A 12688-nucleotide genomic window follows, 5' to 3' on the forward strand; every position below is an offset into this window, starting at 1 on the left:
ACGGACGCCTGCACCCGCGGCAAAGTGCCGCGCCCCCGCGGCGACCTGCCGCGGCGTGGAGCCTCAATTACCCACAGCGGCAATCTGCCGCAGTCACGCGGCACTTTGCCGTCTTGTCGCACCCCGCCAGCAAGCCATAACTGCGCCCGCGCGTCCCTCCGACGCCCACCACAACCCTATGGCTCGGTTCCTGTTCCCACGATGGGCCAACAAAGTGGTTCCGCTGGGGCTGCTCTTCGGAGTTCTGCCCCTCGGCGCCGCTGTGATCGGCGGATTCTGGTACTACGGTACCAACAAACATCTCGAGGTCGGGTATCAGCCGGATCAACCGGTTGACTATTCCCACAAGCTGCACGCCGGCGACCTCGGCATCGACTGCCGCTACTGTCACAGCACAGTAGAGGTATCCAGCTTCGCCGCGGTTCCCCCCACCGAGACGTGCATGAACTGTCATGCCAAGGTGCGGCGGGACAGCGAAAAGCTCCTCCTCGTGCAGGAGAGCTGGGCGACGGATCAACCCATCCCCTGGGTGCGCGTCCACAACCTTCCGGACTACGCCTATTTCGACCACTCGGCCCACCTGGCCGCAGGGGTCGGCTGCGTGAGCTGTCACGGACGCGTGGACCAGATGCACAAGGTCCGGCAGGTCCAGCCGCTCACCATGGGATGGTGTCTGGACTGCCACCGCGATCCGGGTCCCAACCTCCGCAATCCCGCCGACGTCACCAAGATGGATATGGCACCCGCGACGGCCGCCATGGCGGGCGCCGGCATCCCCGCGAGCCACGAGCCTTACAACGATCGCGTGCCAGCGGTCACTTCCTCCGGGCGGCAGGTGCAAGCGCCGCTTCACTGCTCGGGGTGCCACCGATGAGTAAACGAACTCCTCTCCCCCTCGCCCAGGATCTCTCTGGAAAGACCTACTGGCGCAGCTTGGACGAGCTCTCCGGCTCGCCCGACTTCGTCGACGCGCTCGGGCGCGAGTTCCCGCCGGCCGCGTTCGAGCCGCCGGAGGGCGTCGGGCGGCGCACGTTCCTGAGCCTCATGGGCGCGTCGCTCGCGCTCGGCGGCCTCGTGGGCTGCCGCCGGCCTGTCGAGCAGATCCTGCCGTACTCGCGGACCCCGGAGGAGGTCATCCCGGGCAAGCCGCTGTTCTTCGCGACGGCGCTGCCGATGATGGGCACGGCCTTCGGCGTCATCGTCGAGAGCCACGAGGGGCGGCCCACCAAGATCGAGGGCAACCCGAAGCACCCCGAGAGCCTCGGCGGGACCACCCTCCACATCCAGGCCTCGATCCTCGACCTTTACGATCCCGATCGCAGCAAGTCGCCGCGCGAGGGCGCGACCGAAAAGTCCTGGGACGACGCGGCGGCGTTCCTCCGCACCGAGGGCGACAAGCTCCGCGGCCGCGGCGGCAAGGGGCTCACGATCCTGACCGAGGCGCACCGGTCGCCGACGCTGGCCGCGCGCCTCGCCGATCTCCGCAAGACGCTGCCCGAGGCGCGCGTCGTCCGGTACGAGCCCTTCTCGCGCGACGCCGCGCGTGAGGGCGCGCGGCTCGCGTTCGGCAAGCCGCTCGAGACCACGCTCGACCTGACGAAGGCGCGCGTGATCGTCGCGCTCGACGCCGACCTGTTCGCCTCCGACGGCAGCCCGCTCAAGCAGGGGCGCGCGTTCACGGCGGGCCGCGCTGTCGACAAGGACCCGAAGGCGATGAACCGCCTCTACTCCGTCGAGAGCACCTTCACGATCACCGGCGCGGCCGCGGATCACCGGCTCCGCATCCAGAGCCGCAAGATCCCCGCCTTCGCCTTCGCCCTCGCGACCGAGCTCGGCAAGCGCGGGGTCGCGCTCGACCCACAGCTGCTCAGCGCGCTCGCGGGCAAATCGGAGGGGCTCGACGCCAAGGCGACCCGGCACGTCGCCGCCATCGCCGCCGACCTCGTCGCCAACCGGGGCGAGGGCGCTGTCGTGGCCGGGCGCTCGCTGCCGAAGGAGGTCCACGGGCTCGTGCACCTCATCAACCTCGCGCTCGACAACACGGGCAAGGCGGTCCGGCACGTCGCGCCCTTCGACGACTCGCGCGAGGGCCCCGAGGCGCTCGTCGAGCTCGCGCGCTCCATCGAGAAGGGCGACGTCGAGACGCTGATCATCCTGGGCGGCAACCCGGCCTTCGACGCGCCCGCGGACGCGCGCTTCGCCGACGCGCTCGCCAAGGTGCCCGTGAGCGTGCACGTCTCGACGCACGTCGACGAGACGAGCGAGCGCACCCGCTGGCACCTGAACCGCGCCCACCCGCTGGAGTCGTGGAGCGACGTGCGGGCGGAGGACGGGACGGCCAGCGTCGCGCAGCCGCTCATCGCCCCGCTCTTCGGCGGCAGGACCGACGCCGAGGTCATCGAGCTCCTGCTCGGCGGCTCGCGGACGGCCTACGATCTGGTGCGGGCGACCTGGCTGACCGCCGAGGGCGCGAAGCGCACCGAGGACGACTTCCGCCGCGCGCTGCACGACGGCCTCGTCGCGGGGACCCAGCTCGCGGACGAGCAGGTGGCCGCCGCGGCGCAGGGCGCGATCGAGGCGCTCCGCGCGTTCGCGCCCGCCCTGGGCGAGGGCCTGGAGGTGACCTTCCGGCCCGACGTGCACACGTGGGACGGCCGGTTCGCGAACAACGGGTGGCTCCAGGAGCTGCCCCACCCGATGACGAAGCTCACCTGGGGCAGCGCCGCGAACCTCTCGCCCTCGACGGCGGCGCGGCTCGGCCTGAAGGACGGCGACGTCGTGACGCTGACGGGCAGCGGCGCGTCGGTGCGGATCCCCGTCCTCGTCGCGCCGGGGCAGGCGGACGACTCGGTGGGCATCACCGTCGGCCAGGGGCGGCGCGCGAAGCTCCGGGTCGGCCATGGCGTCGGCGTCGACACGACCCCGCTGCGCAAGAGCGACGCCTTCGAGCTCGCCGGCGGCTTCTCGCTGGAGAAGACCGGCGAGGTCGTCGAGCTCGCGCGCACCCAGGAGCACTTCGTGATGGAGGGCCGCCCGCTCGCGCGGGAGGGCACGCTCGCCGAGTTCCAGAAGGACCCGGAGTTCGCCCAGAAGCAGGTCCACGTGCCGCCGCTCCTCAGCCTGTTCAAGGAGCCGAACCGGCGGCAGGGGCACGCCTGGGGCATGACCATCGACCTCAACGCCTGCCTCGGCTGCAACGCGTGCGTCGTCGCCTGCCAGGCCGAGAACAACATCCCGGTCGTCGGCGCCGACGGCGTGCGGCAGACCCGCGAGATGCACTGGCTCCGGATCGACCGCTACTTCCAGGGCACGGACCCGAACGAGCCGGAGAGCATCTCGCAGCCGCTCCCCTGCCAGCACTGCGAGAACGCGCCGTGCGAGCAGGTCTGCCCGGTCGCCGCCACGACGCACAGCCCCGAGGGGCTGAACGACATGGCGTACAACCGGTGCGTCGGCACGAAGTACTGCGCCAACAACTGCCCTTACAAGGTCCGTCGCTTCAACTTCCTCGAGTACAACCAGGTGGACTCGGAGGAGCGGAAGATGCAGTTCAACCCCAACGTCACCGTCCGATCGCGGGGCGTCATGGAGAAGTGCACCTTCTGCGTGCAGCGGATCAACCACGCCAAGATCGACGCCAAGCGAGAGGGGCGGGAGCACATCAAGGACGGCGAGGTCGTGACCGCGTGCCAGGGCGCTTGCCCGACGCAGGCCATCGTCTTCGGCGACCTCGACGACCCCAAGAGCCAGGTGGCCGCGGCGGCCGCTAGCCCGCGCGGTTACAGATTGCTGGACGAGATCAACACCAAGCCGCGGGTCACGTACCTCGCCAAGATCCGCAACAAGAACCCGGAGCTCGCCGACGCATGAGCGCCACAGCACCCCTCCAGGTCGATCACCCCCGGCTCTCGGACCGCGCCGCCCTCTTGGACGAGGCGCCGCTCGTGCAGGGGAAGGACGACTTCCGCTCTCTCACCGACAAGATCTCGGGCATCGTCCTCAGCAAGCGCCCCCCCGGGTGGCTCGTCCTGCTGTGCCTTGCCATCAGCATCCTCTTCATCCTCGCCGGCTCGCTCGTTCACCTCGTCGGGACCGGTATCGGTATCTGGGGGCTGAACACCACGGTCAACTGGGCGTGGGACATCACCGGCTTCGTGTTCTGGGTCGGTATCGGCCACGCCGGCACGCTGATCAGCGCCATCCTCTTCCTCTTCCGCCAGAAGTGGAGGACGAGCATCAACCGCGCCGCGGAGGCGATGACGATCTTCGCGGTCGCGTGCGCCGCCATCTACCCGGTGGCCCACCTGGGCCGGATCTGGTTCGCCCACTGGCTGTTCCCGATCCCGAACCAGATGAGCCTCTGGCCGAACTTCAAGAGCCCGCTGCTCTGGGACGTGTTCGCCGTCTCGACGTACGCGACGGTCTCGACCCTCTTCTGGTTCGTCGGGCTCATCCCTGATCTCGCCACGATCCGCGACCGGGCCACGACCCGGACGAAGCAGATCGTCTTCGGGATCCTCAGCCTCGGCTGGCGCGGCTCGCACCGCCACTGGCTCCACTACGAGAAGGCCTACCTGATCTTCGCCGGGCTCTCGACGCCGCTCGTGCTCAGCGTGCACACGATCGTGTCGTTCGACTTCGCCGTCTCGATCGTCCCCGGCTGGCACACGACGATCTTCCCGCCGTACTTCGTCGCCGGCGCCATCTTCAGCGGGTTCGCGATGGTCGTCACGCTGATGGTGTTCGCGCGCAAGGCGTTCGGTCTCGAGGGGCTCATCACGATGCGGCACCTCGAGAACATGAACAAGGTCATCGTCGCGACCGGCACCATGGTCGGTTACGCGTACGGGATGGAGCTCTTCATCGCCTGGTACAGCGGCAACGGCTACGAGCAGTTCGCCTTCCGGAACCGCATCCTCGGCCCGTACGCCTGGGCCTACTGGACCATGGTGAGCTGCAACGTGATCTTCCCGCAGCTCTTCTGGTTCAAGAAGGTGCGCACCAGCATCCCCGCGATGTTCATCATCTCGATCCTGGTCAACATCGGGATGTGGTTCGAGCGCTTCGTCATCATCGTGACGAGCCTCCACCGCGACTTCCTCCCCTCGAGCTGGACCTACTTCCGCCCGACCATCTGGGACATCTCGACGTTCTTCGGTTCGTTCGGCCTCTTCTTCACGCTCTTCCTGCTGTTCGTCCGCTACCTGCCGATGGTCGCGATCAGCGAGGTGAAGGGGGTCACGGCGGCGGCCGATCCTCACGGCTCGCACAGCAACGACGAGGCTCATCATGCAGCGTAACAGCGACGCCCGACGCCAGAAGCGCTCCGGGAAGCCCGCCTCGGCCGAGGAGGCACGAGCGCACAAGGACTCCGCGCGCGACAGCCAGCCCGACATCAAGCCGCAGGGCCACGTGCCCGAGGACGACGCGGAGTACGACGAGCCCCGCGAGAGCGGGCCGCACGGTCAGGCCGCGCTCGCGATCGAGCGCAAGCTGGAGCGCAAGGCCGAGCACGAGGCGGACGGCGAGTCGACCCTGTTCGGGGTGATGGGCTACTTCACGACCCCGAAGGACATCTTCCACGCGTGCGAGGCGCTCCGGGACGCCGGGTACAGCCGCTTCGACGCGCACACGCCGTTCCCCGTGCACGGGCTGGAGAAGGCGATGGGGCTCAAGCCGTCTCCGCTGCCGTGGCTCGTGCTCGGCGGCGGGGCGGCGGGGCTCGCCAGCGCCATCGCGCTCGCCTGGTACACGCAGTACTACGACTATCCGCTCATCATCAGCGGCAAGCCGTCGTTCTCGTACCAGGCCTTCATCCCCATCTTCTTCGAGCTCACGGTCCTCTTCGCGGCGCTCACGTGCTTCTTCGGGCTCTTCGCGCTCGGGCGCCTGCCCACCTTGTTCCACCCCACCATGACGCACCCCTCGTTCCCGCGGGCGACCGACGACGCCTTCTTCATCAGCGTCGAGGCGAGCGACCCGAAGTTCGACTCCACGGAGACGCGCAACCTCCTCCAGCGCCTCGGCGCCCAGGGCATCCGGGAGGTCTCCTCGTGAAGCGCTGGTGCATTCCCCTCCTCGTCGTCCTGGCAGGCTGCCGCGGACAGGCGAGCAGCGATCCGCCGATCCACCTCTTCGGAGACATGGACTGGCAGCCCAAGTTCCAGCCCGAGGAGGGCACCAGCCTGTTCCCCGACGGGCGGGCGATGCGGCCGATCGTCGAAGGCACGGTGGCCCAGGGATCGCTCGACGAGAGCGAGGCCTACCGCACCGGCAAGGAAGGCGAGACGTTCCTGGCGTTCGCGCCCATCACCGTCGATGAGACGGTGATCCGGCGCGGCCAGGATCGCTTCAACATCTACTGTGCGCCGTGCCACGACCAGAGCGGGAGCGGCCAGGGCATGGTGGTGAAGCGCGGATACCCGCCCCCCATCGACCTCGCGTCCGAGCGGGCCATCGGCCTGCCCGACGGCGAGATCTTTAACGTCATCACGAACGGCGTGCGCAACATGCCGTCCTATCGGAAGCAGATCCCGGTCAAGGACCGGTGGGCGATCGTCACGTGGGTGCGCGTGCTGCAGCACAGCCAGCACGCGCGCGTCGACGACGTGCCCGAGGCCCAGCGGGGCAACATCGCGAAGGAGAGCGGAACTCCATGAAGTCCCACGGAAGTGCTCTGGCCGAGGACGCGAAGGTCCTCGATCCGGCGGTCGCGAAGCGGCTCGTCTCGGGGAGCATGGTGCTGGCGATCGTCGGCGTGGTGCTCTCGGCGGCGGCGGCGGTCTCCGACGCGAAGCGCTTTGCGTTCTCGTACCTCACCGGCTTCACGTGGCTCGTGACGATCGGGCTCGGCGCGCTGTTCTTCGTGATCATCCAGCACCTGACCCGCGCGCGCTGGTCGGCGGCCGCGCGCCGCCACATGGAGTGGATGAGCGGCATCCTGCCCGCCTGCATCGTGCTCTTCCTCCCGGTCGCGGTGCTCGCCCATGACATCTACCATCACTGGATGGGGCCCGACGCGGCGAACGATCATGTGCTGCACCAGAAGGCGCCCTACCTGAACCCGACGTTCTTCTACATCCGCGCCGTGGTGTTCCTCGCGGCGTGGGCGGGCCTCGCGCTCTGGTTCATCAAGACCTCCCGCGCGCAGGACAAGAGCGCCGATTTCCGGCCCACCGCGAGGATGCGCGCCGGGGCCGCCCCGGCCGTCATTGTCTTCGCCCTGACCATCTCGTTCGCGGCGTTCGACTGGCTGATGAGCATCGACCCGCACTGGTACTCGACGATCTTCGGCGTCTACGTGTTCGCCGGCTCGGCCACGAGCTCCCTCTCGGCGCTCGCGCTGATCACGATCGCGCTGCACAAGGCGGGGCTCCTGCGCAAGGTGAGCAACGTCGAGCGCCAGCACGACATCGGCAAGCTGCTCTTCGGATTCACGATCTTCTGGGCCTACATCGCGTTCTCGCAGTTCATCCTGATCTGGTACGCGAACATCCCGGAGGAGACGATCTTCTACCAGCACCGCTGGGAGGGCTCGTGGAAGGTCGTGAGCCTGGCCTTGCTGTTCGGGCACTTCGTCGTTCCGTTCCTCGTCCTCCTGTCGCGGCACGCGAAGCGGAGCCCGCTCGTGCTCGGCGCGGCGTCGGTGCTCCTCCTCGTGATGCACTACGTCGACCTCTACTGGCTCGTCATGCCGAACGTGGATCACCACGGCGCGCACCTGAGCTGGATCGACCTCGCCGGCTTGCTCGGCCCGCTGGGCGTCGGAGCCTGGATGCTCGCGCTCCAGGCGTCCAAGAGCCCGCTGTATCCCCTGAACGACCCTCACCTTGCCGAAGCGGCTCGGATCGACAACCCGTAAGGAGCCGGCCATGAGCGAAGCGACCGACAACACAGCGACCGATCACGCCGAGGCCCAGGCCGAGGTGGATCGACCGAACAACTCGCTCATCTTCGTGATCGTGATCGCCACGCTGCTCTCGATCGTGGTGGTCGTGCTCTTCGTCAACGAGATCTTCAAGTCGACGATGGAGCGCGAGATCTCGACCAAGGTGCTGGAGCCGCCGAGCAGCGGGGTCCGCAGCCTGCGGGCCTGGGAGAAGGAGCGGCTCAGCCGCTACCAGTGGGCCGACGAGAAGAAGGGCGTCGTCCGCATCCCGGTCGATCAGGCCGTCGCGCTCACCCTGAAGGACTACCAGGAGAAGCGCGTGAGGACCGCGGCCGCTCCCGCCGCGACGACCGAGGGCACGACGCAGCCCGCGGACGGCGCGGCGAAGCCCGCCGAGGGCGCCGCCGGCGAGCCGTCGAAGGGTGAAGACGCAGCGACGGCGGGCAACAAGGACGCGGCGAAGCCCTCGGACGCCGCCAAGCCTGCCGAGACGGCCAAGCCCGCCGACGCCGTGAAGCCCGCCGAGACGGCCAAGCCCGCCGACGCCGTGAAGCCCGCCAAGCCTGCGGACGCCAAGCCCGCCGCGCCTGCAGGCGCGGCGCCCAAGCCCGCAGCCCCGGCGACCCCCGCTCCGGAGCAGTGATGTCCCGCCCGCTGTCTGCCCTGCTCGCCGTTCTCGCGCTCGTGGTGGCCACGGTCACCCCGGCGCGGAGCGCGCGAGCTGCGGACACGACCATCCCGACGGAGCTCGCCGGCATCGACATCGAGGAGCGGCCGGGAGCCCTGCTCCCGCAGAAGCTCCGGCTCCGCGACCAGTCGGGGCAAGAGGTCGAGCTCGCCAAATATGCGGCGGGCGACAAGCCCCTCGTCCTGGTGCTCGGTTATTTCGAGTGCCCGATGCTGTGCTCGCTGGTCCTGAACGGCGTGCTCCAGGCCATGAAGGAGAGCGCCTGGACCGCGGGCGAGGAGTACCGCGCGCTCGTCGTCAGCTTCGACCCCCGCGACACGCCCGAAGCCGCGCGCAAGAAGCGGGCGAACTACATCGAGGCGTACGGCAAGCCGGTCACCGGCGACGGCTTCGACTTCCTCGTCGGAGACGAGGCGTCGGTGCGCGCGCTCGCCGACGCGGTGGGCTTCCACTACCGGTGGGACGACACGACCAAGCAGTACGCACACGCGGCGGGCGCGTTCGTCTTCACGCCCGACGGGCGCCTGTCGCGCACGCTGTACGGCATCTCCTTCCCACAGAAGAACTTCGGCCTCGCGCTGCGCGAAGCGGGCAGCGGGCAGGTCGGGAGCGCCTGGGATCGGGTGCTCTTGTTCTGTTTCCATTACGATCCCAACGCCCGAGGGTACGTCCTGGCGACGAGGCGGCTGATGATGGCGTCAGGCGTCGTCACCGTCGTGCTCATCGGGCTCTGGCTCATTCGCTTCTGGCGGACTGAACGCGCCCGCACGAGGGCGCGTGTAAACGAGGCTTCCTAGATACAAGGTGGCGGAGCCACAACTATGGTGATGAAAAACCCGATCGAACTCGGCTCCTTCTGGCTGCCCCGCCAGGGCTCGACGCTCGCTGAGCACATCGACGCCGGCTGGGACGCGGCCTACTGGGTCTCCGTCCTCTTCTTCATCCTGGTGGCGGGGGCGACGGTGCTCTTCGCCATCAAGTACAAGCGGCGGAGCGAGCGCGACAAGACGAGCCCCATCGACCACAGCACGACGGTCGAGGTCGTGTGGACGCTGATCCCGCTCGCCATCGTGATCGCGCTCTTCTTCGTGGGCATGCGCGGCTACGTGCACGCCTCCGTCGCGCCGGCCGAGTCCTACGAGATCAACGTCACCGGCGAGATGTACCTGTGGACGTTCACCTACCCCGACGGGACGACGACCGTGAACGAGCTCGGCGTACCGCGGGGCCGCCCGGTGCGGCTCATCATGAGCTCGAAGGACATCCTCCACAGCTTCTACATCCCGGAGTTCCGCGTGAAGCAGGACGTGGTCCCGGGGTCGTACACGTCGCTGTGGTTCGAGGCGACGGAGGCGCGGGAGACCGTGCTCCTGTGCACCGAGTACTGCGGCTCCGGTCACTCGGACATGCTCGCCACGGTCAAGGTGCTGGAGCCGTCGGACTTCGAGAAGTGGCTCGAGGGCAACAACAACAGCGACCTGCCGCCCGAGGAGCTCGGCAAGCTGCTCTTCGCCAAGCGGAGCTGCGCGACCTGCCACTCGCTCGACGGGACGCGCATCCAGGGCCCGTCGCTCAAGGGGCTCTTCGGCCGCGAGGAGGAGCTCGCGGACGGATCCAAGCTCATCGCGGACGAGAACTACTTCCGCGAGAGCGTGTTCAACCCCGGCGGCCAGGTCGTTCGCGGCTACCCGCCGGTGATGCCGTCGTTCAAGGGGCTCCTCAAGGACAAAGAAGTGGACGCGCTCATCGCTTATCTGAAGTCGGTGAAGTGAGCGCCGGGGAGAAGCAGTCATGTCGCAGACCGTAACAACCCTCGACGTCAATACGGCACCCGCCGGCGGCCACGGAACGGACTACATCCGGGCCCAGAGCGGGATCATGTCGTGGCTCACCACGGTCGATCACAAGCGGATCGGCCTGATGTACCTCATCAGCACGTTCATCGCGTTCGCGATGGGCGGGGTGTTCGCGCTCGTCCTCCGGCTCGAGCTGCTGACGCCGAAGGAGACGCTGATGAGCGCGAACACCTACAACCAGATGTTCACGCTCCACGGCGCGGTGATGACCTTCCTGTTCATCATCCCGAGCATCCCCGGCGCGCTCGGCAACTTTCTGCTGCCGATCATGATCGGCGCGAAGGACGTGGCCTTCCCCAAGCTGAACCTCCTCAGCCTGTACCTCTACTGGATCGGCGCCCTCTTCACGCTGTCGTCGCTCGTCACGGGCGGCATCGACACCGGGTGGACGTTCTACGTGCCGTACTCGAGCACGGTGACCACGACGTCGGTCCTGAGCGTCACCCTCGGCGTGTTCATCCTCGGCTTCTCCAGCGTGCTCACGGGGCTGAACTTCATCGTCACGATGCACAAGCTCCGGGCGCCCGGGATGGGCTGGTACAAGATGCCGCTCATGCTCTGGGCGATCTACGCGACCAGCATCGTCCAGATCCTCGCCACGCCGGTCCTCGGCATCACGCTCCTCCTGCTCATCGCGGAGCGCGCGTTCCACATCGGCATCTTCGACCCGGCGCTCGGCGGCGACCCGGTGCTCTACCAGCACTTCTTCTGGTTCTACAGCCACCCGGCCGTCTACATCATGATCCTGCCGGGCATGGGCATCATCAGCGAGCTCATCGCCGTCCACGCGCGGCGCAGGATCTTCGGCTACAAGGCGATCGCGTTCTCCAGCATCGCCATCGCCCTGGTCGGCTTCCTCGTGTGGGGCCACCACATGTTCACCTCCGGCCAGAGCGAGTTCGCGGCGATCATGTTCTCGTTCCTGACCTTCCTCGTCGCCATCCCCAGCGGCGTGAAGGTCTTCAACTGGATCGCGACGCTGTGGCGCGGCTCGATCAGCTTTAACGCGCCGATGCTCTACGCGCTGTCGTTCCTCATCCTCTTCTCGATCGGCGGGCTCACCGGCGTCTTCCTCGGGATGCTCAGCGTCGACCTGCACCTGCACGACACGTACTTCGTGGTCGCGCACTTCCACTACGTGATGGTGGGCGGCACCGTCATCGCCTTCATGGGCGGGCTCCACCACTGGTGGCCCAAGATGACGGGGAAGATGTACTCCGAGAAGCTCGCCGCCATCGCCTGTGTGCTCATCTTCATCGGCTTCAACGTCACGTTCTTCTCGCAGTTCGTCCTGGGCAGCCGCGGGATGCCGCGCCGCTACTACAACTACCTGGACCAGTTCCAGCCGCTGCACGCCTTCTCGACCGTGGGCTCGTGGATCCTGGGCACCGGCTTCCTCGTGATGTTCATCTGCTTCATCAAGTCGCTGCGCTCCGGCGCTCCGGCGCCGGCGAACCCCTGGGGTGGGCTCAGCCTCGAGTGGACCACCGCCTCCCCGCCCATCACCGAGAACTTCGTCCGCACCCCGGTCGTGACCAAGGGCGCCTACGACTTCAACACGGAGAACGCATGAGCGCGCACGCCGAGGCCGCCGACCGGCCGAACAAGGCAGGCACGGCCCTGTCCCCCGACTTCCACGTCGCCCATCATTTCGATTCCGCCGACACGCAGTTCGACGCCGGCAGGATGGGCATCTGGCTCTTCCTGGTCACGGAGATCCTGCTCTTCGGCGGGCTGTTCTGCGCGTTCGCCATCTTCCGGGGCTGGTTCTTCGACTCGTTCGTGGAAGCCCACCATCACCTCGACAAGGTGATGGGCGGCGTCAACACGATCGTGCTCATCTGTTCCAGCCTGACGATGGCGCTCGCCGTCCGGTCTGCGCAGAGGAGCGACCAGAAGACCACCACCCGGCTGCTCGTGGTGACCCTGCTCTGCGCGGCCGTGTTCCTTGTGATCAAGTACTTCGAGTACCAGCACAAGTTCCACGACGGCCTCCTGCCCGGGAAGTACTTCACCGCCCAGGGCTTCACGACGGCCCACGCGGGGACGTTCTTCGCCATCTACTTCATGATGACGGGCATCCACGGGCTGCACGTCGTCATCGGGATGGGGCTCATCACGTGGATCCTCATCCGCAACCTGCGCGGTGAGTTCTCGAGCCGTTACTATTCGCCGGTCGAAGGGGTGGGGCTGTACTGGCACCTCGTCGACCTCATCTGGATCTATCTCTTCCCCCTGCTCTACTTGGTGGGCTGA

The 12688-nt window shown here is 67.7% G+C and carries 11 protein-coding genes; all 11 read left to right on the plus strand.

Annotation, left to right across the window (positions count from 1 at the left end):
• The first annotated feature begins 178 nt into the window (after positions 1-178).
• The 11 genes from WMF11_RS42520 to WMF11_RS42570 are packed head-to-tail and all read left to right on the plus strand — an operon-like array spanning position 179 to position 12688.
• Positions 179-874 (plus strand): cytochrome c3 family protein, encoded by a 696-nt coding sequence (locus WMF11_RS42520; protein ID WP_437545829.1) that lies wholly within the window; start codon positions 179-181, stop codon positions 872-874.
• The gene (locus WMF11_RS42525) at positions 871-3870 is read left to right on the plus strand and encodes a TAT-variant-translocated molybdopterin oxidoreductase (RefSeq protein WP_437974835.1); all 3000 of its coding nucleotides are present in this window, start codon (positions 871-873) and stop codon (positions 3868-3870) included. The genes WMF11_RS42520 and WMF11_RS42525 overlap by 4 nt, the downstream gene beginning before the upstream one ends.
• Positions 3867-5300 (plus strand): NrfD/PsrC family molybdoenzyme membrane anchor subunit, encoded by a 1434-nt coding sequence (nrfD, locus tag WMF11_RS42530; protein WP_437904786.1) that lies wholly within the window; start codon positions 3867-3869, stop codon positions 5298-5300. Before WMF11_RS42525 ends, nrfD begins: the two co-directional genes overlap by 4 nt.
• Positions 5290-6057: a DUF3341 domain-containing protein gene (locus WMF11_RS42535; RefSeq protein ID WP_437904787.1), complete on the plus strand. Its 768-nt coding sequence runs from the start codon at positions 5290-5292 to the stop codon at positions 6055-6057. The genes nrfD and WMF11_RS42535 overlap by 11 nt, the downstream gene beginning before the upstream one ends.
• Positions 6054-6659: a c-type cytochrome gene (locus WMF11_RS42540; RefSeq protein WP_437974836.1), complete on the plus strand. Its 606-nt coding sequence runs from the start codon at positions 6054-6056 to the stop codon at positions 6657-6659. The genes WMF11_RS42535 and WMF11_RS42540 overlap by 4 nt, the downstream gene beginning before the upstream one ends.
• Entirely contained in the window at positions 6656-7861 is a 1206-nt protein-coding gene (locus WMF11_RS42545) for a hypothetical protein (protein WP_437904789.1), read from the plus strand. Before WMF11_RS42540 ends, WMF11_RS42545 begins: the two co-directional genes overlap by 4 nt.
• 10 nt (positions 7862-7871) lie before the next feature.
• Positions 7872-8531, plus strand: coding sequence for a hypothetical protein (locus WMF11_RS42550; RefSeq protein WP_437974837.1), 660 nt, complete (start codon positions 7872-7874; stop codon positions 8529-8531).
• Positions 8531-9373, plus strand: a complete 843-nt coding sequence (locus tag WMF11_RS42555) for an SCO family protein (protein WP_437904791.1) — start codon at positions 8531-8533, stop codon at positions 9371-9373. Before WMF11_RS42550 ends, WMF11_RS42555 begins: the two co-directional genes overlap by 1 nt.
• Before the next feature lie 30 nt (positions 9374-9403).
• Positions 9404-10348 (plus strand): cytochrome c oxidase subunit II, encoded by a 945-nt coding sequence (gene coxB, locus WMF11_RS42560; RefSeq protein ID WP_437904792.1) that lies wholly within the window; start codon positions 9404-9406, stop codon positions 10346-10348.
• A 19-nt stretch (positions 10349-10367) separates the two neighbouring features.
• Complete coding sequence (gene ctaD / locus WMF11_RS42565) at positions 10368-12005, plus strand: cytochrome c oxidase subunit I (RefSeq protein WP_437904793.1); 1638 nt, start codon at positions 10368-10370, stop codon at positions 12003-12005.
• Positions 12002-12688 (plus strand): cytochrome c oxidase subunit 3 family protein, encoded by a 687-nt coding sequence (locus tag WMF11_RS42570; protein WP_437545848.1) that lies wholly within the window; start codon positions 12002-12004, stop codon positions 12686-12688. The genes ctaD and WMF11_RS42570 overlap by 4 nt, the downstream gene beginning before the upstream one ends.

It is taken from the genome of Sorangium sp. So ce295 (assembly GCF_051527405.1).
In the GTDB taxonomy this organism is placed as follows: Bacteria; Myxococcota_A; Polyangia; order Polyangiales; family Polyangiaceae; genus Sorangium; species Sorangium cellulosum_B.

Coding starts and splice junctions, on each gene's coding strand:
- WMF11_RS42520 (WP_437545829.1), top strand. CDS start 179: ATGGCTCGGTTCCTGTTCCCACGATGGGCCAACAAAGTGGTTCCGCTG.
- WMF11_RS42525 (WP_437974835.1), top strand. CDS start 871: ATGAGTAAACGAACTCCTCTCCCCCTCGCCCAGGATCTCTCTGGAAAG.
- nrfD (WP_437904786.1), top strand. CDS start 3,867: ATGAGCGCCACAGCACCCCTCCAGGTCGATCACCCCCGGCTCTCGGAC.
- WMF11_RS42535 (WP_437904787.1), top strand. CDS start 5,290: ATGCAGCGTAACAGCGACGCCCGACGCCAGAAGCGCTCCGGGAAGCCC.
- WMF11_RS42545 (WP_437904789.1), top strand. CDS start 6,656: ATGAAGTCCCACGGAAGTGCTCTGGCCGAGGACGCGAAGGTCCTCGAT.
- WMF11_RS42550 (WP_437974837.1), top strand. CDS start 7,872: ATGAGCGAAGCGACCGACAACACAGCGACCGATCACGCCGAGGCCCAG.
- WMF11_RS42555 (WP_437904791.1), top strand. CDS start 8,531: ATGTCCCGCCCGCTGTCTGCCCTGCTCGCCGTTCTCGCGCTCGTGGTG.
- coxB (WP_437904792.1), top strand. CDS start 9,404: ATGAAAAACCCGATCGAACTCGGCTCCTTCTGGCTGCCCCGCCAGGGC.
- ctaD (WP_437904793.1), top strand. CDS start 10,368: ATGTCGCAGACCGTAACAACCCTCGACGTCAATACGGCACCCGCCGGC.
- WMF11_RS42570 (WP_437545848.1), top strand. CDS start 12,002: ATGAGCGCGCACGCCGAGGCCGCCGACCGGCCGAACAAGGCAGGCACG.